This is a genomic window from Streptomyces sp. Root1304 (genome assembly GCF_001426405.1).
Lineage (GTDB): Bacteria > Actinomycetota > Actinomycetes > Streptomycetales > Streptomycetaceae > Streptomyces.
Genome location: NZ_LMEP01000002.1, coordinates 240,782 through 263,922, shown reverse-complemented (window position 1 = coordinate 263,922; position 23,141 = coordinate 240,782). Strand labels below are relative to the sequence as shown.

Annotated in this window: 14 protein-coding genes; 8 read left to right on the top strand and 6 right to left on the bottom strand. The window is 71.4% G+C overall.

The window, feature by feature from the left end; translation table 11 throughout:
* Positions 1-159 precede the first annotated feature (159 nt).
* Together ASD33_RS06110 and ASD33_RS06105 are read right to left on the bottom strand one after the other, a co-directional pair.
* The gene (locus tag ASD33_RS06110; protein WP_199863459.1) at positions 160-549 is read right to left on the bottom strand and encodes a hypothetical protein; all 390 of its coding nucleotides are present in this window, start codon (positions 547-549) and stop codon (positions 160-162) included.
* Entirely contained in the window at positions 549-4,034 is a 3,486-nt protein-coding gene (locus ASD33_RS06105; RefSeq protein WP_079044594.1) for an ALF repeat-containing protein, read from the bottom strand. The genes ASD33_RS06110 and ASD33_RS06105 overlap by 1 nt, the downstream gene beginning before the upstream one ends.
* An 896-nt stretch (positions 4,035-4,930) precedes the next feature.
* Between ASD33_RS06105 and ASD33_RS06100 the strand changes: the two genes are divergently transcribed.
* The 6 genes from ASD33_RS06100 (at position 4,931) to ASD33_RS06075 (ending at position 12,762) form a co-directional block, all read left to right on the top strand.
* Entirely contained in the window at positions 4,931-5,428 is a 498-nt protein-coding gene (locus tag ASD33_RS06100) for a hypothetical protein (RefSeq protein WP_242426904.1), read from the top strand.
* A 151-nt stretch (positions 5,429-5,579) separates the two neighbouring features.
* A complete protein-coding gene (locus ASD33_RS06095) occupies positions 5,580-7,778 on the top strand; it encodes a trypsin-like serine protease (protein WP_056554525.1) in 2,199 nt (732 codons plus the stop codon).
* 305 nt (positions 7,779-8,083) lie between these two features.
* Positions 8,084-8,533 (top strand): hypothetical protein, encoded by a 450-nt coding sequence (locus tag ASD33_RS06090; protein ID WP_056554522.1) that lies wholly within the window; start codon positions 8,084-8,086, stop codon positions 8,531-8,533.
* A 182-nt stretch (positions 8,534-8,715) separates the two neighbouring features.
* Positions 8,716-10,980: a DUF6571 family protein gene (locus tag ASD33_RS06085; RefSeq protein ID WP_056554517.1), complete on the top strand. Its 2,265-nt coding sequence runs from the start codon at positions 8,716-8,718 to the stop codon at positions 10,978-10,980.
* Position 10,981: 1 nt separating this feature from the next.
* Entirely contained in the window at positions 10,982-12,052 is a 1,071-nt protein-coding gene (locus ASD33_RS06080) for a hypothetical protein (RefSeq protein WP_056554514.1), read from the top strand.
* Between the two features lie 11 nt (positions 12,053-12,063).
* Entirely contained in the window at positions 12,064-12,762 is a 699-nt protein-coding gene (locus ASD33_RS06075) for a hypothetical protein (protein ID WP_056554511.1), read from the top strand.
* Here ASD33_RS06075 and ASD33_RS06070 read toward each other — a convergent pair.
* Positions 12,759-14,036, bottom strand: coding sequence for an MFS transporter (locus ASD33_RS06070; RefSeq protein ID WP_056554507.1), 1,278 nt, complete (start codon positions 14,034-14,036; stop codon positions 12,759-12,761). The two genes, ASD33_RS06075 and ASD33_RS06070, sit on opposite strands and share 4 nt — an antisense overlap.
* Positions 14,037-14,116: 80 nt before the next feature.
* Positions 14,117-14,683, bottom strand: coding sequence for a helix-turn-helix domain-containing protein (locus ASD33_RS06065; protein ID WP_063991976.1), 567 nt, complete (start codon positions 14,681-14,683; stop codon positions 14,117-14,119).
* 297 nt (positions 14,684-14,980) lie between these two features.
* Between ASD33_RS06065 and ASD33_RS06060 the strand changes: the two genes are divergently transcribed.
* Positions 14,981-18,001, top strand: coding sequence for a BTAD domain-containing putative transcriptional regulator (locus ASD33_RS06060; protein ID WP_199863458.1), 3,021 nt, complete (start codon positions 14,981-14,983; stop codon positions 17,999-18,001).
* A gap of 47 nt (positions 18,002-18,048) precedes the next feature.
* Here ASD33_RS06060 and ASD33_RS06055 read toward each other — a convergent pair whose 3' ends face one another.
* Positions 18,049-18,387, bottom strand: coding sequence for a hydroxyisourate hydrolase (locus tag ASD33_RS06055; RefSeq protein WP_056554503.1), 339 nt, complete (start codon positions 18,385-18,387; stop codon positions 18,049-18,051).
* Positions 18,388-18,389: 2 nt separating this feature from the next.
* On the bottom strand, positions 18,390-20,972 hold the full coding sequence (locus ASD33_RS36730; RefSeq protein ID WP_277922079.1) for an amino acid adenylation domain-containing protein: 2,583 nt from the start codon (positions 20,970-20,972) through the stop codon (positions 18,390-18,392).
* On the opposite strand from ASD33_RS36730, the gene ASD33_RS06045 reads away from it, so the two are divergent.
* Positions 20,940-21,203 (top strand): hypothetical protein, encoded by a 264-nt coding sequence (locus ASD33_RS06045; RefSeq protein ID WP_157869998.1) that lies wholly within the window; start codon positions 20,940-20,942, stop codon positions 21,201-21,203. The two genes, ASD33_RS36730 and ASD33_RS06045, sit on opposite strands and share 33 nt — an antisense overlap.
* Positions 21,204-23,141 lie beyond the last annotated feature (1,938 nt).

Below are 23,141 nucleotides of genomic sequence, written 5' to 3'. Positions count from 1 at the left end.
GCTGGTGCGAGTGCCGTGTCATGACCGATCTGCGGCGGGACGTCGACCGCACTTCCGGACGCCGGCTCTGGGTGGGGGGCGAAGACCGAACGGTCTTCGCCCCCCACGTCAGGATCCCTGTTCGACCCAAACGTTCCATGACCGGTTGAGAAGCGGCTTCTATTTCTCCGGGCTCTTGGTGAGCACCAGGGACCACGACCCGTCCGGAGCGCTGAACGCCACCTTCCCTCCGCCGCGCGCGTAGAGCTGGACACCGGAGACCTCACCGATGCCACGCTCTTCGATGTTCAGGTAGACGAAGTCGTCGGCGGAGCTCTCGAAGAACTCCCACTGGCCGTGGAAATCGGCGGGGTCGGAGTGCGAGTCCGTCGACAGAGCAGTGGCGGTGAACGTGCCGTCGGAATCGAGCTGGATCTCGCCGCCGGTCTCATCGTTGCGGTACAGGCCGGGCAGATCCTTGGCGTCGACCCGAGCCGTGCAGCCCGCGGTGAGTACCGCACAAGCCGCCAGGGCAGCGGCGAACCAACGTCCACCCGTCAGCTTGCTCACTACGGCCCCAGCGTCACGTTGAACTCGACGACCACGGTCATGGTCGACCCCGGCCCTGAGTCGCCGCTGACCCAGTCGATCAAACCGTTGATGGCCTTGCCGGCGGTCTCCTTGTACCAGTCCTGGTACCCGATGACAGGCGGGCGGGTCGCGGACTCGATGCTCTGCTCGCTGTACGCCGTGTACCGCCACACCACGCTGCCGTCCGCGTTCTTCCGGATGGGGGTCATCCGGACCTGCTGTGAACCCAGGAACGCGTACGCGGAGTTTCCGGTGTACCCGGTCAGGAACTGTTCCACCGGGCTCGTGACCCCGGCGTCCCTGAGCCACTTCAGGCCCTGGAAGCCGGCGAGGCTGTAGTCGTACATGTACGTGTGGCCCAGCTCGTAGTTCCCGGACCGCGCCATCTCGGCGAAGAAGCCGAGGGCCTCACTGGTCCAGGGATGCTCGCGGTAGATCTTGGTGAACTCGTCGTTCGGGCCGAAACACTGGGACCGGTCGCCGCCTCCCGTGAGCCAGCTCCACCCCAGCTCAAACGGTGTCCTGCCGTTTCCGGACGCGATGGGCTTGCCGAACGGCGTCAGACAGCTCTCGGCTCCGACCGGAAGGCGGTTGTCGCCGGAGCCGACGGGAACGGTCGCGTTGTCGATCGCGTTCTGGATCGCCTGGCGCCACGCGGCCTCGGCGACAAGACGGTAGGCCTGGGTCGCGGCCTGCGCGGCGGCGACGGCGTCCTTGCCGGCTTCGAATGCCTGCTTGCGAGCGACCGTTGCCGAGACCGCGGCGTCCGTGGCGTAGCGCGCGGCGGTCTCAGCGGACCGCACGGCCCGCGTCGCGGCATGGCGTGCCACGCTGCTCGCCTTGACTGCCGCGGCGGCCGCTTCGCTCGCGGTCTGGGCGGACTTCGCCGCTTCGGCCGCGGACTTCTCGGCGGCGTCGGCGTTGTCACGTGCTTCCTGTGCGGACTGCGCCGCATCCTCGGCATAACCCTTGGCGAGGTTGGCCCACTCGATCGCCTTGTCAGCGGCCTGGCGTGCGATGGCGGCGGCCTCGGAGGCGCGGGCCGCGTCCTCCTGCGCGTTCGCCGCGATCTTGGCCGCACGTGCGATCGACGCACGGACCGCGCTGATGTGCGTGGCGCGATCGTGGTCGATCCGCGCGAAGTCGTACTGAGTGGTCGCGATGAACTGGCGGAGCATGAAGGTGTCGCCCTCGAGCGCGATCTGCGCCGCCGCCTGGGTGTAAGGGCCTCCGGTCGTGAGGAGTGTGGACGCGGCCACCCGGTCGTCCTCGCGTACGGCCGCCTCGCGGCCGACCCACAGGAAGGTGTGCACGGCCTCGGCGGTCCCCGTGTCCAGTGCGGCCGCTGCCTCCTTTCGCACCCTCGTGCCGCTGCTGGGGTCGGCCAGGATCCTGGCCACCTCGACCCGGTTGTCATCAGCGGCTGCCTCGACCGATCCGGTCTCCAGGAATGCCTTGATCTTGGCGGGGTCTTCGGTCTTCAGAGCCGCCACGGCCGCCGTGGCCACGGCCTGCGTCGACATGGCGGCGAGCGCCGCGACGTTCTCGACGTTGTCCTGCTGCAGCGCGAGGACGCGGTCGGTCCCGATCCAGTTGACGACGTCCTGGTCCGAACCGGCCAGCGCGTACTCCGCTGCCTGACGGGTCCAGGTCCCCGCGCCCTCCAGGAGGCGGACCGCCGCCTTGCGCCCGGCCACCGCGGCCTGCTCGATGGTTCCGTTCTGCAGTGTTGATTCCGCAGCGCTGATGAGTGCCCGGAGCTCTTCGGAGAGGCGTGATTCCTGGGACCGCTCCCGGTTGAACCGTTCGAGCTCGTTCAACTCCGTCTGCGCCGCGAGCCGTGCCTGCTCGATCGCCTCGCTGGTCTCCTCGGCCAGACTCTCGGCCTCGGCCTGGCGGGCCGCCTGTTCGACGTCCCGCGCCTTGGCGACCGCGTCGGCGGCGGCCTTCGCCGCCTCGACAGCGGCGTTGGCAGCCAGCGTGGACCGGTTGGCGTAGTCGACCGCCTCACCGGCGTGGGCGGCCGCTTCCTTGGCCGCGGCCGCGGCCTTCTCGGCGTGATCGGCGGCGCTGTTGGCCGCGTCACGCGCCGCGCGGGCAGCGGCGGCCGCCTGCCCGGCCAGGTTCCGCGCCCTGCCCGCCGCCTGGGTCGCCCGGGCCGCGGCGGCGTCCGCTTCGGCGGCGGCCCGCTGCGCGACAGCGGCCTCGGACTGGGCTGCTCCGGAGGCCACGGCCGCGGCGGCCGCAGCGCGAGCGGCGTCGGCCGCGTTGTTCGCCGAGCTGGCGGCGGCGTCGCCCGCCCGCAGCGCCGCCTCGGAAGCCAAGGCCGCGAGGTCTGCCTTGGCGGCCACCGTGCGCACGAAGCCCACCAGCTTCAGCGCGACGTCCGCCGCCGCGCTGGCCGCGCCCGCCATCGCCCTGTCCTTGGAGGCGGCGATCGCCGCACGATACGCATTCGCCGCAGCGCGTCCCGCCGATGCCGCAGCCGCGGCAGCGGCGCTCGCGGCAGCCACCGAACGCTGTGCGGCGGCCTGTGCCGTCCGTGAGGCCGACACCGCAGTCGACGCGGCGGCGGCCGCGCCCATGGCCGCCTGCGCGGCCTTCCCTGCCGCCTTGGCCGAGCGAGTGACATCCTGCTCGGCGGCCAAGGCCTCGGCCTTGGCCTCCAACGCCGAGGCTTTCGCCTTCTCGGAAGCACTGACTGCCTGGTTGGACAGCTCGACAGCCTCGTCGGTCTTCAGACTGGCGCGGCGTCCTTCCTTCTCCACGAGGTCGACCAACTGCTGGATCGTGGCCGATTCCTCGTCGCGTGCCCGGGCGATGTACTGACCCGTCTCCAGGAACCACCGGATGGCCCTGGTCGACCCGTCGTTCATGGCCCGATTCGCGTACTCACGCACCTGTGGTGACCCTGAGGTGAGGATGGTCATCACCTGCACACGGTCGTCCTCCTGCTGCGCGGTGAACCGCCCGTCACTGAGGAAGGCGCGCAACGCGAAGGGGGAATCGGCCGCCAGCGCGGCGGATGCTTCACGCTTCACAGCCTTGGCACCGTGGGCCTGGACCGTACTCACGGCCACCCTGAGATCCTCGTCCACGGCAGTCTGGTAACCGCCCTGGAGGAGGGTCTCGACCGCTGCGTCCCCGCTGGACAACGCCGCACTGATGACGTTGCGCGTCGCCACGCCCGCTGTGGCCAGGGACTCCGCGAGCGCGAACCTGTTGTCCTCGGCCCAGGCCACAGGTGCCTTCTGATCGAGGAACGCCGTGATGTCCGCGGTGGAGCCCGCCAGCGCCGCGGACGCCGCGGTGCGGACGGCCCGGCGGCCCGATCGGTACGCCCAGACCACCTTGCCGCGATCGGTGTCCGGAAGCCCGGATCCCTCGGGCACCGCCGGCGTGCCACCCGAACCGCTCGCCGCGTACGCCGGGCGCGTCGTCCCGAACATACCGGTGGACAGCATGCTGCCGGCCGCTACCCCGGTGAAAATGGCCAGCGTCTGACGCCTACTCAACCCCCGCCGTGAGTGCTGTGACATCACGACTCCCTTCCACTCTCACTGTGTCTGTCCGACCCGTACTCGCCCCGATGGCACGGCACGGTGCCGCCCTCCCGCCGCGTTCCCCGGACAGATCCGCAAATGGCGCGCAGGTGCTGTCCGGGCATCGAGGCAGCATGATCCCAACATCCATTCAGTTGAACGTCAATTGGATGGCAATGCGAGGCGCAGTTCTACGGCTTGATCCGTGGCAATTGTTCCGTTTTCCCGGGGAATCGGCTCCGTCATTCATGATGGATCTCATAGCGCGACCCGTCCGGCAAATTGGAAATTTCGACCCCAAACATCTCTCGATGGAATTTCTATTCGCGCGTCAAAGCCCACACATTCGCAAAGATCGCACCTCTGATTCTTCACAGGTCCTTCACGGTCGTCCCTACAACCTTCGTAAGGCCGGCCGTTTCGGCGGGTGACTTCGGCAATTCTGTGTAGATTCTTCCGGTTTATCCTGTTGGACATGTGGAGGGATTGAGCTTTTGAATGAGGCGCCGTAGAAAGCCGCTTCAGCTCGCCCGGGTGAATTCGCATGCCTCGCCAGGTGGGCCGAAACGGCCTGCGCGGAAATATCGGCAGTCGTCATCCCGGCTGCTTCCAGGACTTGCTCGAATTTCCNGGGTGAATTCGCATGCCTCGCCAGGTGGGCCGAAACGGCCTGCGCGGAAATATCGGCAGTCGTCATCCCGGCTGCTTCCAGGACTTGCTCGAATTTCCCTGAAACGGCGTAGGGGCACCCGGTCGGGGCGCGTCGCTATGCATGGAAAAAGGGGATGAGGCACCTGATCTGTAAGAGGGAAGTGCACATGAAACTCGTCACTCGCGTCATTGCGACGGCATGTACCGCCGGCCTGGCGGCCGTGCTGTGGACGACTTCGTCGGCGGGCCGGCCGGCGGGGAACACGGACCCCGTGGCCGACGCGGCACCCGGATATGCCGTGGAGGAGTACAACTACCCGAACGCGGACAAGATCCTCGCCGAGAAGAACATCGTCCTGAAGCGGGGCGACGGGCACATCGTGCTGGCCGACTGCGCCAGTGAGGCCGGACTGCTCGAGGTCTGGGCCCGCAGCAAGGACAAGATCTGCTTCAAGGTCACCGGGAACAGCGGCTGGCTGACGCTTGAGATCCCCGCCGTGTACGCCGTCAAGGGCAGCGTCGACCAGAGCGCCCAGGTCGACATGACGGTCGGCACGGAGGAGAAGTCCTTCGACGTCGCCAAGAACACCTGGACCGCGGTCGGCGAGAGTGCCGACCCCGAGGGCCGCGACCACATGCTCGTCGAGATCCGCACCTCCAAGTAGGAACGTCNCGTCGCCAAGAACACCTGGACCGCGGTCGGCGAGAGTGCCGACCCCGAGGGCCGCGACCACATGCTCGTCGAGATCCGCACCTCCAAGTAGGAACGTCGGAACGCCTGTTCACCCCTTGGATCCCGCAGCAAGGAAACAACTCATGCAGCACTCCCGAGGTCTCCGCCTGGCCACGCTCGGCGCAGCCCTGATAGCGGCTCCGCTGGCGCTGTGCGCCCCACCCGCCTCCGCAGTCACCGGCACGCCTGTCGCCGACACCACCTACGCCTACACGGCCCAGATCACCGTCGGCCCGCACGACCGCGGCTGCTCCGCCGTCCTCGTGGACGCCGAGTGGCTGCTGACCGCGGCGAGTTGCTTCGCCGCCGACCCGGCCGCTTCGCTCGCCGTCCCGGCCGGAGCCCCGCAGAAGAGCACCACCGCGATCATCGGCCGCTCCGATCTGTCCGGCACCCAGGGCGCCGAGCGGCGCGTGGTCGAACTCGTCCCGCGTACCGACCGCGATGTCGTCCTGGCCCGCCTCAACAGGCCGGTCACAGGCGTCACTCCGGTGGCGCTCGCCGCGTCCGCACCGGCAGCGGGTGAAGAGCTGAAGTTCGCCGGTTACGGCCGTAACAAGACCGAGTGGGCACCGCTCAAGCTGCACACCGCCGCCTACACCGTCGACTCGGCGGCCGCCACCTCCGCGACCGTCACCGGCAAGGACGGCGCGGCCGCCTGCCTGGGCGACGCAGGTGGCCCCGTCGTACGCGCCGGCCAGCTCGTCGGCCTCAGCAGCCAGTCCTCGCAGGGGGGTTGCTACGGCATCGACCCGGCGCAGACCTCCACGGCCGGTGTCATCTCCCGTGTCGACGACCTCAAGTCCTGGATCGACGGCAAGGTCGGTGCCACCCGGATCGTGGACTTCAACGGTGACGGTCTCGAGGACATCGCGATCGCCGACCCGGCCGGCACGGTCGGCACCGACACCACCGCGGGTCTGGTGCGGATCGTGTACGGCGGGGGCAAGGGCGTCGCCGAGATCAACCAGGACCTCGACTGGGTGGCGGGGGGTGCCGAACCGGGTGACTGGTTCGGTGACTCCATGGACACGGTCGACTGGAACGAGGACGGCTACACGGACCTCGTCGTCGGCACCACCCTCGAGGACGTGGGCACCGCCGCCGACGCGGGCTTCTTCGACATCCTGTACGGCGCCCCGGGCGGTATGGGCACCGGCGCGCTGAAGAGCACCCACTTCGAGCAGGGTGCGGGTGACGGAGCGATCAAGGCGGCCACGCCCGAGGCGGGCGACCGGATGGGCGACAACGTCGTGGCCGGCACCACCGCCGCGGGCGAGCCCTACATCGTGGTCGCGGCGCCCGGCGAGAAGGTGGGCACGGTCGCCAAGGCCGGTGCGGCCTTCTACCTGCGCGGCTCCGTCAACGTCGCGATCCACCAGGACAAGGCCGACGTCCCCGGTGCGGCCGAGGCGAACGACGGCTTCGGCACGTCTCTGGCCGCCGACTCCAACCACATCGCGATCGGCGCACCCAATGAGGTCATCGGTGGCGACGCCGCCGCGGGCAACCTCGCGGTGTTCAGCCACACCCTGCACGCCGACGGTCACCCCAAGCCGCTGTTCGGCCTCGACCAGGACCTCGACACCGTCTCCGGCGGCGCCGAGGCGAACGACGACTTCGCCTGGTCGCTGTCCCTGACGGACTACCGCCCCTCGGGCTCGGCCACCGCCAACGAGTCGATCCTCGCGATCGGTTCGCCCGGTGAGGCCATGTCCACGGACGGCGGCGCCACGCAGAAGGCCGACGCGGGCCGCGTCGTGGTCGGCCGCGTGACCGCCGCGGGCGCGTGGAGCGAGACGCGTCAGCTGTGGCAGGGCACCGCCGACGACGACGTCTCCGGCACCGCCGAAGCCGGCGACCGCATGGGCGAGACCCTGACCGCCGTCAACACCGCACCCCGTGCCGTGAGCACCGGCGCCACCATGCGCCTCGCCGTCGGCACCCCCGGGGAGGCCCTCGGCACCACCGCGAACGCCGGCGCCATCCACACCTTCTCCCTGGTCGCGGCGGCCGGCACCAACGACCGCTGGATCGAGGCCGGAGACGGCGACGGCATCCCCGGCACCCCGGGCACCAACCAGTACCTGGGGCGCAACATCCACTACACCGGCACCAAGCTCTACGTCGGCATGCCCTACGGACCCGGCCTCGGCGCCCTGTACGCCCTGCCCATGTCCAACACCATCACCGGCGGAACGGTCGCACCGGTGACCGTGTACAAGCCGGGCACCGGCGGCCTGCCCAACGTCGGCACCCGCTTCGGCGCGCAGGCCCGCTGATGTAGGCGTCCGCAGCTGGACCCGGGCATCGCGATCGACGAGCTTCTTCGATGGGGCCACCGATCGGGTGTCGGTCCGTGAAGCGCGACGGGCGAGGCCCCCGAGCTGTTGATCGAGATGTCCGACGTCTCCATCACGTTGCTCGGGGGCCTCGTCGGTCATCCGTCCTGCCGCACTCGACCTGGACCCCGCCCCCGCGCGGCGGTTCCGCCGCCCCGCCGCCCCGCCGTGCGGCTGCTCGCCTTGGCGTTCGACGGCGCTTGGGTAGGGTGGCCGGTGGGGCAACAGTGACGAAGGGGGAACTGATGTCGTTCGACGAGGAATGGGCGCAGGTCCGGGACGGATCGGCCGTACGCCAGGACTCCGCGATGAGACTGAACTCCGCGGCGGCCTCCCCCGGCGGTGGTTCCGGGCAACCGGATCTCCGCACCAACGACCCGGGGAAGGCGGCCGCGGTGAAGGCGCTGGAGACGCGCCTGCAGCCCGACACCCACAAGGCGGGCGTCGTGGCCGACGAGTCCACCAACGCCGCCGAGACCGCCTTCGCGTCCTGGGCGACGAGCGCGGGCCTCAAGAGCGCGCACGAGCAGTGGGCCATGCAGGTCAAGTCGCTCCAGGCCCGGCTGGACGCCGACAAGTCCGCGCTCCAGGGCACCCGCAGCGGATTCACGGGATTCGACAACGGGCTCCAGCAGCAGTGGCTGCTCCTCCAGCCACCGGCGGCCGGCGGCCCACAGGGCCCGTTCGTCCCGTAGCCGGACCGGCAGCCGCACGACCGTACGCCGACACCGGACGCCGCTCGAACCCGTACGACAGGAAGCCGGCCCGAACCGCCGGCCCCCTACGCCGTACTGCCGGCTCGCGCGCCGTGCCGCCGGCCCCTGCGAAGACCCGCCGCACCGCTCGCCCGTATGACGAGTAACCCCCGGGGGAACCCATGCTGACGTACCAGGACGTCGTCACGATCGATCTCACTCCGCTGACCACCGCCGCGGGCAAGTGGGACGAGATGGCGACGAGCTTCCACACGCTGGAGACCGACTACAAGGATTCGGTGCAGTCCGTCGCCGAGGACGGCATCTGGCTCGGGTTCAGTGCGAACTCCGCCTCCGGGCAGTTCTCCGGGACCCGTCAGCAGTACGCCGCCGCCCAGGTCGAGGCCAAGGCCATCGCCTCGCTGCTCCGGGACGCGCACACCCAGTTCGTGACGCTGGTCAAGGCCGTCAAGGACGTCGTCACCCAGGCCCAGGCGGACGAGATGATCGTCGACGGCCAGGGGAAGGCGACCTGGGACTCCAGCAAGTACAAGACCTCCCGCAACGATCCCGACTACCCCGAGTTCCAGCGCAAGCGCCACAGCGCGTCGGAGGAGTGGACGCGGCGGATCGACGCCGCCGTGAAGGCCGTCGACGACGCCGACCAGGGCGCGAAGCTGGCCCTCGTCCAGGCGGCCGGCGGGAACAAGGGCGTCATCCCCGGCCTGCCGAACCAGCGGTACGGCTTCAACGGCGCCGCCGTCGGTGACATCGAGCTCTACGAGGCCCAGAAGGCCCAGGACATCGCCACCCGCATCAACAGCGGCGAGAAGGTGTCCGCCGCCGACTACGCCGAACTGAACCGCTCCTTCCGCGACAACGCCGGAAACAAGGAGTTCAGCCAGACCTTCCTGGCCGGGCTCGGCACCGACGGGACCATCAAGCTCTCCAACAAGCTGAACACCAAGGACCACCAGGACCTGGAACGGGGTCTGGCCAACACGGTGGCCGGAGCGACCCAGGTGCCGGGGAAGGTCTCCGACATGCCGCCGGGGTCGAAGAAGTTCAACGAGTGGCTGAACAGCCCGGACGGCAAGTTCTACAAGGACTGGACCGAGAGCCTCGACAAGAACGGCGTCAAGAACTACGGCTCCAACACCCAGCCGCTGCACGGCTACCAGTCGTTCGTCAGCATGATGCAGCACGCCGACACCGACTTCGACGACCAGTTCCTCTACCAGCTCGGCGACGACCTGATCGCCGCCGAGAAGGAGCACGAGGGCATCTTCACCAAGTGGGGCGGCGGCTGGGAGGACCGGGGCATCGAGAGCGACCCGATCGACGGCCTCCTCGGCGTGATGAGCAAGAACCCGGACGCCGCGACCGCGTTCTTCGACCCGCAGGGCAACGGGCCGGCCGGTGACCACGTCGGCAACGACCACCTGTCGTACCTGCTCGGCAGCGGCGACGGCTCCCGCGACTGGCCCGACAACGTCATCACCGGGTACGGGGTCACCACCTTCGACGACTACACCAGCCGGATCGGCCTCGGCGCGGCCCTCGAAGCGGCGACCACGGGGCGGGAGCCCGGCGCGCCCGGCGCCGCCTTCGACCAGCACTCGGAGTCCCAGGCCCGGGTGATGCAGGAGACCATCAACGTCCTGGACAAGGGCGGCAAGGGCGACGCGATCGAGCAGAACCTGAAGGTCCCGCTGGGGCGCGCGCTCGCCGACTACACCATGGACACCCACGCCATCCTCAGCGGCACCGAGAAGTCCAGCCCCGAGGGCGGCTCCGGGATCAACGCGAACGGCGAGGACTCCAGCATCACCAACAGCAAGCACAGCCTGCTCCGGGTGATGCGCGGGGTGTCCGACGCCGCGTACGGGACGACTCCCGGCGGCGAGCCCGTCCTCGTCTACGACATGCTGTACGAGAACGAGAAGCTCTACTCGGCGGAGTACCTGGCCACCGCGCGGGACGCCGCCGACGGCCAGCAGAACAACGTCGTCGGCGACTGGGACAACAAGGCCCGTGACGTCGGTGAGGTGTACGGGGCGATGACCGCGATCGGATCGGACATGATCCTCGACGACCGCGACACCAAGATCGGCAACCTCAACGACGCCATGCGCTACACGTACCACGGTGTCGGTGGTCTCTTCACCCAGATCCCGGTGGTGGGCGACCCGATCCAGCGCATGGTCGACGCGGCCACGTACGAGTACTCCAAGGACGTGGCGTCCGCGGCGGAGGACGTGGCCAGGTCCAAGGACAGCACCGCGACCTCCGCCGGTGTCGGCGGCACGAACGCGCTCATCGACGCCTGGGGCGGCAGCCGCGGCGTCCAGGGCACCGAGGCGCACGCGCACGCCAGGGGCGAGGCGGAGCAGAGCTTCATCACCGGCCGCGAGGACGCCTACTCGGCCCTGCGAACGAGGAAGTGACATGGCGGAAGGAAGCGGCCGGGCGGCCCTCGGACGGAAGGTCCTCGCACCCGTCGTGGCGGTCGGTGTCCTCGCGGTGGGCGCGCACCTCTGGCTGAACACCGACCTCTTCGCGGGCGACACGGTGTGCGGGGGCCTGGTGTCCACCGACGCGGCCGACGCCGTCTTCCCGTCCTCCGGCCGGGTCTCCGACCGCGACGGCCTGGACGAGCGGCCGGGCGACCGCCTCTCCTTCGACTGCACCGTCGAGAGCTCGTCGTTCCTGCCGGGCACGGACACCGGGCGCATCCGCGTCTCGGCCGCCCGCGAGCGCGGCGACTTCCCGTTCACCGACGACGGCCGCTGGCCGAACCCGGCCACCGCGTCGTTCTTCTCCGGCGGCGCCGGGGGCGCGGTCGGCGGGATCGGCGCGGACCACGGCTGGGTCCTGCTGCCCGCCCGCTGTACGACGCAGGCCGGGCCGGCCGTCGTCGAGGGGTACGCGCCCGAGGGCTCCGGCCCGGTGGAGTTCGCCCGGCTCCTGACCGACGTGGCCACCAGGGCGGCGGAACGGGCCGGATGCCTCACCGGGGGGCCGCTCGTCGCGCCCGCCGCGCTGCCGGCGGCCCCGGCGCCCCGGCCGGTCCGGGACGGAGCGGTGTGCGGGATCGAGGGGCTCGGATTCCCGGGACCGGGCGGACGGACTCCGGGAACGGGCGCCGGGACCGGGAGCGGGGCGGTGAAGGAGACCGTGACCGGTGCGCCGGGGGAGAGCGGCCGCCCCACCTGGGCCTGTGAGGTGGAGGGGTACGCCACCTACGCCGTGACGCGGGAGCCCCGGATCGTCGAGGGCATCCGCGCCTCGACCGGGTTCACCACGCAGCCCCCGGTGGCCGGGCGCCCGGTCTCGGGCTTCGACACCCGGCACGTGGTCGCCGACTGCGCGGGTGTTCCGACGTACTTCTCCATGGAGTTCGGCCGGAGCTACCAGGACGCCGCCGACGCGCCCGGCACCCCCCGTAGGCAGGATCTCTTCGACGACTTCGTCGAAGCCGCAGGCAAGCGGCTCGGCTGCTCCGCCCCGACCTCCTGAGGACACGACACGTGACACACGTACGAGCCCACCGCCCCGGCCGGTACCGGCGACAGGGGCTGCTGATCGCGGCGGCCCTGACGGCGGCGGCCCTGGTGACCGGCTGCCAGAGCGACACCGGCGGCGGCAGCGGCGGCGGTGCGGCCGCGCCGCTGAGCCTCGGCGGGCTGACCGGCACCGCCGACAAGGTGCCCGACGGCGGGGCGAGCACCTGCCCGCTGCCGTACGACCTGGCGGCGGCGGCGAAGAAGGCGGGCCTCGAAGGGGAGGTCGGGCCCGGGCCGGTGAAGGCGGACGGCGATCCCGTCGCCACGGCCGAGGGCGGGAAGCGGGCGAAGCCCGGGGAGCCGCTGGCCGAGAACCCGGGCGTCCTGGTGAGCTGCACCTTCCACATCGGGAAGGACGACGTGGAGGTGCACACCGTCGCCACCGGGAAGCCGCAGGCGCTCGCCCCGCTCGCCCCCGTGGTCCAGAGGCTGTCCGGGTCGTCCGTCGACGAGCTGGTCGCCTATCTGAAGAAGGCGGGTGACGCCGGGGCCGGGAAGGCGGTCGTCACCGGCAGCGGAAACGTCGCCGCCGTACGGCTGAAGCTCGACGGCGACGGGGACGCCTCCCTGCTCGTCGGCCTCGGGGAGGCGGGAGCCGGCTCCCCGGACCGCACGCGGCGGACCGGCGCCCTCGCCGAGGCCCTCGCCGCCCAACTTCCCTAGACCGAAGGCGTCTCGGCCGGCGCGGACTCCCGGAGGGTTCCGCGGGTCAGGGTGGCCGCCGCGAGGGAGAGGACCGCGGCGGTCAGCACCGCCGCCATGGCCGCCGTGCCGCCGCGGTGTTCCACCACCACGCCGACGACGATCGGGGCCAGGGACGCCGCCGCCGTGGCCGACAGGGCGACGACGCTGATGACACGGCCCTGGATGTGGGCCGGGGTGGTCGCGGCGATCCGGCCGAAGAGGAGCGAGTTGACCGCGGGGGCCAGGAACAGGCCCACCGCCAGCGGGGCGACCATCGCCAGGCTGCCGTTGAGGACGGTGCTCGCCGCGAGCAGGACCACCAGGGCCGCCAGGGCCGTCAGCAGCAGCCGGTGGAAGGGCAGCAGCCGCTGGATGCGGGCCGCGAAGAGGGCGCCGAGGAGGCCGCCGATCGCGATGCAGCCCTGGGCGATGCCGAGCGCCCGCGGGCTGTGGCCGGATTCGGTGAGGGTCAGGACGGCGGCGAACTGGGCGCCCGTGAGGGCGAAGTTGACCGGCGCCGCCATCAGGATGACCGCCCGCAGGAAGGGGCTCGCGACGACGTGCCGCAGGCCCTCCAGCATGTCGTGCCGCAGCGACGTCTTCGCGGAACCCTCCGCCTGCTCCCGCTGGGGGTCGGCGGGCCTGCGGATGAAGGAGACCGCGAGGAACGAGAGCAGGTAGCTGAGGGCGTCGAAGAGGAACGGGACCGAGCGGCCGAGCGCGTACAGGAAGCCGCCCAGCGGCGGACCGGCCAGGGAGGCGCCGTACGAGCGGGCCTCGTTGCTCGCGAAGGCCTCCGGGAGCTGCGAGCGGGGGACGAGCTGGCTGACGATCGACGTCTCGGCCGCGCCGAACAGGACGTCCAGGACCGCGGCGGCCCCGGCGACCGCGAAGATCACCGCGAGGGGTGCGCGGTCGAGCAGGATCGCCGTGGCGAGGGCCGCGAAGAGGACCGCCCGGCCCGCGTCGCAGACCTGCATGACGCGCTTCCTGTTCCAGCGGTCGGCGAACGCGCCGGCCGGCAGCTGGAAGGTGACCCGGATGACCGCCTGGAGGGTGCCGAGGGCGCCGGCCTGCACGGCGGAGCCGTTCAGGGCCAGGACGAGCAGGGGGAACGCGAGGACGGAGACGGCGGTGCCGAGCTGGGAGACGGTCTGGCCGCTCCACAGCAGTGTGAAGTCCCTGTTCTTGCGCAAGGGCTTCGAGTCGTCGAGCTCCGCCGGCTTCGCTGCGGTCGCCGCCTCCGCGGTCATGGTTCCCCCTCGTTCGTCGGTGTGGTGTCCGGTGTCGATCGGTGTCCGGCGGTCCGGCCGGTTTTGCTTCGTGCCGCGTCTCAGGCGAACGGGTGGGTCAGGACGACCACCTCGACCGCCTCCGCCTCCGGCGGCCGCGCGGCCGGGTCCTGCAGGCGGTCCCGGTAGCGCATGACCAACTCGTCGATGTCTGCGCGGAGTTCGGCCGCCTCGTCCGGGGTGACCCACCAGACCGTGTGGGCCCGCTCGGCTCCGTGGTCGTGCGAGCGGTGCCGGTCCAGCTGGCGTTCCAGGGTCATGTCGCCGAGGTGCCGGGCCGCCACCGCGTGTTCCCTGGCCTCGGTGGTGCCGTCGGGGGCCTCGTTCTCCAGGGACCAGCCGAGCCGGGTGATGCGCCAGGGGCGCGAGCGGCCGGGCATGGGGCCCGCCTCCTCCACGAAGCCGTACTTGGCGAGCTGGCGGAGGTGGAAGGAGCAGGTGGTGGGGGTCTCGTCGATCAGCTCGCCGGCCTGGGTCGCCGTCAGGGCTCCCCGGAGCGTGAGGACCTCGATGAGGGCGAGCCGGACGGGGTGGGAGAGCGCCCGCATGGAGGCGGGGTCGGTGAGGCGGCGAGGTGCTCGCCCAGGGGATTCGGTCGGCTGCTGCATGTAATGAGAGTGTTCTCTCGATAGGAGTCTGTCAATAGCTCGGAACCGCTTCCGACGCATCCGGACATGGGAGTGCGGCGGGATCCGGCCACACCTGCTCACCTTGGCCGATGTCTGTTGACCCATTGACGTGCACATCTCTAGAGTTCCCCGTGGCCTGCGCGAATTCCTGGGGGGGAGTCGAGAACCGTGGTGCAATCCGGACCAGGACCAAGAGTCGAGTACCGCGTTCTCAGCCCACTCGAAGCGACCGTCGATTCCACTCCGCTCAACCTCGGCGGCATCCGCCAGCAGACCGTGCTGGCCACACTCCTCCTCGACGCCAACCGCGTCGTCGGCGTCGACCGGCTCGTCCGGGCCGTCTACGAGGAGGCCCCGCCGGCCACCGCCCGCGCCCAGCTCCAGATCAGCGTCTCCGCCCTCCGCCGCCTCTTCGGCAACCACGGGGTCTCCGACGTCATCACCACCCACCCGCAGGGCTACATGGTCCGCGCCGGGGACGAGAACCTCGACGCCCTCCACTTCCGTGGACTCGTCGGCAGGGCGCGCAAGCTCCGCGACGCGGGGCAGCGGGAGGAGGCGGCCGCCACGTACCGCCAGGCGCTCGGCCTCTGGCGCGGGGTCGCCCTCGAAGGGATGTACAGCGAGGTCGTCCGCTCCGGCGCCGGCAAGCTCACCGAACAGCGGACCGCCGCCGCCGAGGAGTGCATCCAGCTGGAGCTCGCGCTCGGCAAGCACAGCGCGCTCGTCGGCGAACTCCTCGGCCTCGTGGACGAGTTCCCGCTCCGCGAGCGGCTGCGCGGACAGCTCATGCTGGCGCTCTACCGCTCCGGCCGGCAGGCCGAGGCCCTCCAGGTCTACCGCGACACCCGCCAGTGGATGATCGACGAGCTCGGCGTCGAACCCGACCCGCGCCTCAAACGCCTCGAACACTCCATCCTCGCCACGGACCCCCGGCTCGACCTCCCCGGCACCCGCAAGGCCGCCGCCCCCGAAGCCCCGGCCGTCGCCCCCGCCGCCGCTCCCGCCGCGCCCGTCCCGGAGATGCTCCCCGCCGACATCGCCGACTTCACCGGCCGCGACGACCTGGTCGCCGGCATCAGGGAACGACTGCTCCTCTCCTCCCACGACCAGTCCCGGCTGGCCGTGCCCATCGTCTCCATCGTCGGCAAGGCGGGCGTCGGCAAGACCGCCATGGCCGTCCACGTCGCCCACGAGGTCGCCGCCGAGTTCCCCGGCGGACAGCTCTTCGCGGACCTGCACGGCGGCGCCCCCGACATGGTCGGCCCCGCCCAGATCCTCGAACGCTTCCTCCGCGCCCTCGGCGTCAGCGGCACCGCCATCCCCGACGGCCTGGAGGAACGGGCCGAGATGTACCGGGCGCTGCTCGCCGAGCGCCGCATGCTGATCGTCCTCGACAACGTCGCGGGCGAGAGCCAGATCAAGCCGCTCCTGCCGGGCAAGCCCACCTCGGCGGTGATCGTCACCAGCCGCCGTCACATCGGCAGCCTCGCCGGAGCCGTCCGCGTCGACGTCACCACCTTCGGCCCCGCGCAGTCCGCCGAACTCCTCGGCCGGATCACCGGCGCCGAACGCGTCGAGGCCGAACCCGAGGCCACCGCCGACCTGGCCGAACTCTGCGGCCACCTCCCGCTCGCCCTGCGCATCGCGGGCGCCCGGCTCGCCGCCCGCCCCCACTGGGAGGTCGCGGAGCTGGTCGAGCGCCTGGAGGACGAGACCCGCAGGCTCGACGAGCTGAACTACGCGGACGTCGGCATCCGGGCCAGCCTCTCCCTCACGTACGACAGCGTCAGCGAGGACGCCCGGCGGCTCTTCCGCCGGCTCGCCGTCGTCGAGGAGGGCCCGTTCTCCCCGTGGACCGGCATGGCGCTGCTCGACCTTCCCGAGGCGCCCGTACGGGACCTGATCGACGAACTCTCCGACGCCCAGCTCGTGGACACCGCGGGGACCGCGACCGGCCGGCACTCCCAGTACCAACTGCACAACCTCATCCGGGTCTTCGCCCGCGAGCGGCTCGCCGACGAGGAGACCGTGGAGGCCCGCGAGGCCGCCCTGACCCGGGTGCTCGGCTGCTTCCTCTTCCTGATGACCGAGGCACGGCACCGCGAGTACGGGCAGGACGTCCTGATCCGCAGCCACGACGTGCCCCTCCACCCGCTGCCCGACCGGACCGTGGACCGCATCCTGGCCGAGCCCCTCCAGTGGTTCTCCCGGGAACGCCAGATGCTGCTCCCCAGCGTCCGGCAGGCCGCCATGATGGGGCTCACCGCGCACTGCTGGGGCCTCGCCGTCACCGCGGTGACGTTCCTGGAGACCCACGTACGGCTCGACGACTGGCGCGACACCCACGAGGTCGCCCTCGCCGCCGCCCGCAAGGGCGGGGACCAGCTCGGCCAGGCCGCCACGCTCCAGTCCCTCGGTTCGCTCGCCGTCACGAAGCAGAACTTCGCCGCCGCCGAGACCCACTTCCGGCGCTCCGCCGAGATCTTCGACGGCATCGGCGACGCCCTCGGCTCCGCCCTCGCCGCCCGCGGCCTGGGCTACCTGGCCCGGCTGCACGGCCGTGCCGACGAGGCGACCGCCCACTACGAGGCGGCCCTCCGGGTCTTCCGCGAGAGCGACGGCACCGTCGCCGTCGCGTACGTCCTGCACAACCTCGCCCAGCTCAGACTGGGCAACGGCGACGAGGACGCCGCCGGGCCCCTCCTCGACGAAGCCCTCCGGCTCAGCCGGGAGGGCCGCGGCCGCCGCGTCGAGGCCCAGGTCCTGCACCGGATGGGCCAGACCCATCTGGAGCGCGGCGCGTACGACGAGGCCCTGGAGACCTTCACCCAGGTCCACGACGTGGTCAGGCTCATCGGCGACCACACCGGCGAGGCCTACGCCCTGCACGGCATCGGCTCCGCCCGGTTCCGCCGCGGCGAGACCGCCGAGGCCGCCGAAGCGCTGCACCGCGCCCTCGTCCTCGCCGAGTCCTCCGACGAACGCCTCGTCATGGGCCGGACCCTGGTCACCCTCGGCGAGCTGGAGCTCGCCACCGGGGAGCCGGGCCGGGCCGTGGCCCGCCTGACGCGGGCGCTGCCGCTCTTCCGGCAGATGGAGACCCCCGCCCAGGAGGCCGGCGCGCTGGTCCTGCTGCGCGCCGCCCACCTGGCGGCCGGCGACCCGGAGGCCGCGGGCCGGGCCCTGGCCGACGTACGGGAGCTGACGGCCACGATGGCCCCCGAGGCGGCGGGCCGCGTGCTCGCCCGCCTCGCGGAGACGACGGACCGGGACGCGGTGGCCACGGCGGGCTGAGCCGGTGCCGGGCCGGCCCGCGCGGGCCGGCCCGACGGTCGTGGCGGTCACGTCGGGCTCAGGACGGCGGCGTACCGGTGGGGCGAGAAGGTGAGCGTCACCCGGTGTCCCGCCCCCTCCTCGGAGGCGCGGAACGTGGTCGTCACCTCGGGGTACCCGGGGGTCAGCCCGAGGCCCGCGAAGTACCGGTCGACGTCGAAGACGATCCGGTAGAGCCCCCGGTGTCCGCCCGCGTGGCCCCACTCGTCGATCCGGCCGTCCTCGTCCGTCCTGCGCTCCGCCAGGAGCACCCACTCGTTGTCGAGGAGCGATTCCAGGCGGGCGTTGAGCCCGACGGCGCTGCGTCCGTGGACGCTCTCCAGTGCTTCCGCGATGACGTTCAGCATGTTCAGCCCACCTGCTCGTTCACGTTCTGAGGGTTCGGGGACGGAGTGAGGAAGGTGCGGAGCACCTTCGCGACCTTCTCGATGGCGGGCAGCTCCGTCATCATCGCCCCGTGGTCGCCGGGCGTCCGTTCCACCACCGGTGCGGTGGTGTGGAGCGCCTGCCAGTGGCCGAGGTACTCGGCGAGGTCGCGCTCGTTCGCGACGGAGCCCTCCTGGCTGAAGGCGACCTCGTCGCTCACGAACAGCACCGCCGGGGCGGCCGACACCTCGGGCCGGTGGCCGAGGAGGGCGTCGAGGAGCAGACCGAGGGTCTCGTACGGAAGCCACTCGTCGAGCCCGACGGAGTCCGCGGGCACCTCCAAGGGGCCGGTGAAGGAGCGGAGTTCGGCCTCCAGTGCCGCCCGGGTCTCCGGGTCGGCGTCCTGGCCGCGGGCCCACAGCTCCGCCGCCCGGCCGTACAGCTCGACGCCGGGCCGCAGCCGCCGCTCCAGGCGCGGGCCGTGGACGGGCGGTTCGACCAGGAAGACCGTGGCGGTCTCGGCCGCGCCCTGGCGGGCGATCTCGTGGGCGACGACACCGCCCAGCGACCAGCCGAGGAGGTGGTAGGGCCCCTCGGGCTGGACGGACTTGATGGCCTCCCAGTACCGCTCGCCGATGGCCCGGATGTCCCGCAGCGGCATTTCGGAGCGGTCCATGCCGACGGCCTGGATGCCGTACGTGGTGCAGTCGGCGCGCAGCAGCCGGGCGAGCTGTCCGTAGGCGTTCGGGGTGCCGCCGCTGGCGTGGACGCAGAAGACGGCAGGGAGCGTGGGGTCGGCATCGCCGGCCGACAGCTTGTAGACGAGGGGGTCGGAGCCGTCGGTGACCGGGTGCCCGGAGGCGTCGGATCCGAGGGCGGCGGCCAGTTCGGCGGCGGTCTGCCACTGCATGATCTGCCGGACCGTGACGTCCAGGCCGGCGTTCCGCAGGCGCTTGGCGGCCTTGGTGGCGAGGAGGGAGTGTCCGCCGAGGTCGAAGAAGTTGTCGTGGATGCCGAGGGGGGTGTTGAGGGTCTCGGCCCAGACGGTGGTGATGGTGGTTTCGGTGGGGGTGCGGGGCGGGGTGTGGCTGGTGTTGCCGGGGGTGGTGAGGGTGGGGGCGGGGAGGGCGCGGCGGTCGACCTTGCCGTTGGGGGTGGTGGGGAGTTTGGCGAGGTGGACGAAGTGGTTGGGGACCATGTAGTCGGGGAGGTGGGTGCGGCAGTGCGCACGCAGATCGCCCGAGCCGAGGGGGGTGTTGGCGGGGGTCGTGTAGTAGGCGGTGAGCCGCTTGTCGCCGGGGGTGTCCTCCCGGACGATGACGGTGGTCAGGTTGATGTGGGGGTGGGTGGTGAGGGTGGCCTCGATCTCTCCGAGTTCGATGCGGAGGCCCCGGATCTTGACCTGGTTGTCGATCCGCCCCAGGTACTCGATGGTCCCGTCGGGGAGCCAGCGGACGAGGTCGCCGGTGCGGTAGGCGCGGGTGGGCTCGGGGGTGTGGTGGGTGGTGGTGAAGCGGTCGGCGGTGAGTTCGGGACGGTTGAGGTAGCCGCGGGCGAGACCGGGACCGGTGATCCACAGTTCGCCGGGGACGCCGACGGGAGCGAGACCGCCGTGCCGGTCCACGACCAGGTTGCCGGTGTTGGAGATCGGCCGGCCGATCGGCATGGTCGTCATGTCCGGCCGGTTCTCGTCCACCACGAAGCAGGTCGCGAAGACGGTCGCCTCGGTGGGCCCGTATCCGTTGATCAGGGTGCCGGGGGCGTACGGTCCCGACATCAGGGCGTCGGCGACCGCGCGGTCCACGGCCTCACCGCCGTACATCACGGTCTTCATCCCGGCCACCAGGTCCGGCCGCTCGGAGACGTGCTGGTTGAACAGCGGGGCCGTCAGCCAGGCGACCGTCACCCGGTCCCGGCGGAACGCGGCGGCGAGCGCGTCGGAGTCGGACAGCTCCTCCTTGTCCACGACGGCGAGCGCCGCACCCGTGATGAGGGCGCCCCAGCACTCGTACGTGAAGACGTCGAAGCAGTAGTTGCACGTCTGCGAGACGACGTCCTCGGCGCCGATCGTGTTGAACCAGTTGTTGATCAGCAGCCGGCAGACGGAGCGGTGCTCGATCTGCACGCCCTTCGGGGTGCCCGTGGAACCGGAGGTGTAGATGACGTACGCGAGGTCCCGGGGCCCGGTCGGGGTGACCGGGTCGTGCGCGGGGAACGCGGCGAAGTCGAACCGGTCGAGCGCCAGCAGCGGGGTGGGGGTGTGGTCGAGGCGGCCGGTGAGCCCCGAGTGGGTGAGGACGAGCGGGGTCGCGCTCTCCTCCAGCATGAAGGCCAGCCGGGAGGCCGGGGTGTCGGGGTCCAGCGGGACGTAGGCGCCGCCGGCCTTGAGGACCGCGAGGAGTGCGGTGATCATGTCGGTTCCGCGGTCGAGGCAGAGCGCGACGAGGGTGTCGGTGGTGACGCCCTGCTCGATGAGGTGGTGGGCGAGGCGGTTGGCCCGCTCGTTCAGTTCGCGGTAGGTGAGGGTCGCGTCGTGGTGGACGACGGCGAGCGCGTCCGGGGTCAGCGCGGCCTGCCGCTCGAAGAGGCGGTGGACGGTGGTGTCGTCGAGGTAGCCGACGGTGGTGTCGTTGAAGTCGTCCAGGATCTGGGTCTGTTCGGCCGGGGTGAGGAGCTGGATGTCGCCGGCGGGGCGGTCGGGGTGGTCGCAGACGTCGGCGAGGGCGGTGAGGAAGTGGCCGGTGGATGTCGCCGGCGGGGCGGTCGGGGTGGTCGCAGACGTCGGCGAGGGCGGTGAGGAAGTGGCCGGTCAGCCGCTCGATCGTCGCCGTGTCGAACAGCTCGGTGGCGAAGGTCGCCTCGCCCGAGAGGGTGCCGTCCGACTCCTCGGTCAGGAAGACGGAGACGTCGAACTTCGAGGTCCGCCCCGAGGTCTGCAGCAGCTCGACCGTCGTCCCCGGCAGGCTCCAGTCCTGCACCGGCAGGTTCTGCAGGGCGAACATCGACTGGATCAGCGGGTTGCGGCTGAGGTCGCGGTCGGGGGTGAGGTCTTCGACGAGGCGTTCGAAGGGGAGGTCCTGGTGGGCGTAGGCGTCGAGGGTGGTCTGGCGGACTTCGTTGAGGAGGGTGGTGAAGGGGGTGTCGGTGGTGATGTGGCGTGGGTGTCTCCGGCGCCGGAGCGGATACGGGGGCGGGGGCGGTCCGTGGGGAGTTCGAGGGTCTCCAGGCCGGCCAGCTGGGTCCGCCAGTAGTCCAGATGTCCGTCCAGCCCGTCACCGGCCAGCTGCTTCTGCTGCCAGATTGCGAAGTCCCCGTACTGGAGCGGCAGTTCGGTCAGTGAGGTGCCCGCGTAGAGCTGTCGCAGCTCCTCCACCAGGACGCCCATCGACCAGCCGTCGACGACGATGTGGTGCATCGCGAGGGCGAGGAGGTGGTCGTCCTCACCGAGGCGGACCGTCATCGCCCGCAGCAGGCGTCCGGCGGAGAGGTCGAAGGGGCGCTCGCCGAAGGACTCGACGACGGCGCGGCCGGCGTCGAGGGCCTCGGGAGCCCCGGCTTCCGGGGCCCCGGTGAGGTCGACGTGCTCGATCTCGACGTGCCAGGGCGCGTCGATCACCTGCACCGGGTCGCCGTCCGCACCCGTGGCGAACCGGGTCCGCAGCACCTCGTGGCGGACCACCAGGGCGTCGAGCGCCGAGTTCAGCGCCGCCGGGTCCAGCGGGCCGCGTACACGGAACGCCGTCGGCACCACGTACTCCGCGCTCCCCGGGTCCAGTTCGTCGAGGAACCAGAGGCGCTGCTGCGCGAAGGACAGCGGAACCTCCCGCACCCCCTCCGCACGGCGGGTGATCGGGTCGGCGGTCAGCTCCGCGCACTCCGCGAGGCTCGCGGCCAGCTCGGCCACGGTCGGGTGGCTGAAGAGCCGGCGGACGGAGACCTCGACGCCGAGCGCCTGGCCGATCCGGTTGGCGGCCTTGGTGGCGAGGAGGGAGTGTCCGCCGAGGTCGAAGAAGTTGTCGTGGACGCCGAGCGGGGTGTCGAGGGTCTCGGCCCAGATGGCGGTGATCGTGGCTTCGGTGGGGGTGCGCGGTGCCGTGTGGCCGGTGGTGTCGGCGGTGACGGTGGGGGCGGGGAGGGCGCGGCGGTCGACCTTGCCGTTGGGGGTGGTGGGGAGCTTGGAGAGGTGGACGAAGTAGTTGGGGACCATGTAGTCGGGGAGATGCGTGCGGCAGTGGGTGCGGAGGTCGTTGGTGGTGTGCGGGGTGTCCGTGGGGGTCGTGTAGTAGGCGGTCAGCCGCTTGTCGCCCGGGGTGTCCTCCCGGACGATGACGGTGGTCAGGTTGATGTGGGGGTGGGCGGTGAGGGTGGCCTCGATCTCGCCCAGCTCGATGCGGAGACCCCGGATCTTGACCTGGTTGTCGATCCGCCCCAGGAACTCGATCGCGCCGTCGGGGAGCCAGCGGACGAGGTCGCCGGTGCGGTAGGCGCGGGTCGGCTCGGGGGTGTGGTGGGTGGTGGTGAAGCGGTCGGCGGTGAGCTCCGGGCGGTCGAGGTAGCCGCGGGCCAGACCGGGACCGGTGATCCACAGCTCGCCGGGGACGCCGACGGGAGCGAGACCGCCGTGCCGGTCCACGACCAGGACCTGGGTGTTGGCCACCGGTGAGCCGATCGGCATGGAGGTCGTGCCCGGCCGGTTCTCGTCCACCACGAAGCCGGTCGCGACGACGCCCGCCTC

Coding starts and splice junctions, on each gene's coding strand:
- ASD33_RS06105 (WP_079044594.1), bottom strand. CDS start 4,034: ATGCTGTCCACCGGTATGTTCGGGACGACGCGCCCGGCGTACGCGGCG.
- ASD33_RS06100 (WP_242426904.1), top strand. CDS start 4,931: ATGAAACTCGTCACTCGCGTCATTGCGACGGCATGTACCGCCGGCCTG.
- ASD33_RS06095 (WP_056554525.1), top strand. CDS start 5,580: ATGCAGCACTCCCGAGGTCTCCGCCTGGCCACGCTCGGCGCAGCCCTG.
- ASD33_RS06090 (WP_056554522.1), top strand. CDS start 8,084: ATGTCGTTCGACGAGGAATGGGCGCAGGTCCGGGACGGATCGGCCGTA.
- ASD33_RS06085 (WP_056554517.1), top strand. CDS start 8,716: ATGCTGACGTACCAGGACGTCGTCACGATCGATCTCACTCCGCTGACC.
- ASD33_RS06080 (WP_056554514.1), top strand. CDS start 10,982: ATGGCGGAAGGAAGCGGCCGGGCGGCCCTCGGACGGAAGGTCCTCGCA.
- ASD33_RS06070 (WP_056554507.1), bottom strand. CDS start 14,036: ATGACCGCGGAGGCGGCGACCGCAGCGAAGCCGGCGGAGCTCGACGAC.
- ASD33_RS06065 (WP_063991976.1), bottom strand. CDS start 14,683: ATGCAGCAGCCGACCGAATCCCCTGGGCGAGCACCTCGCCGCCTCACC.
- ASD33_RS06055 (WP_056554503.1), bottom strand. CDS start 18,387: ATGCTGAACGTCATCGCGGAAGCACTGGAGAGCGTCCACGGACGCAGC.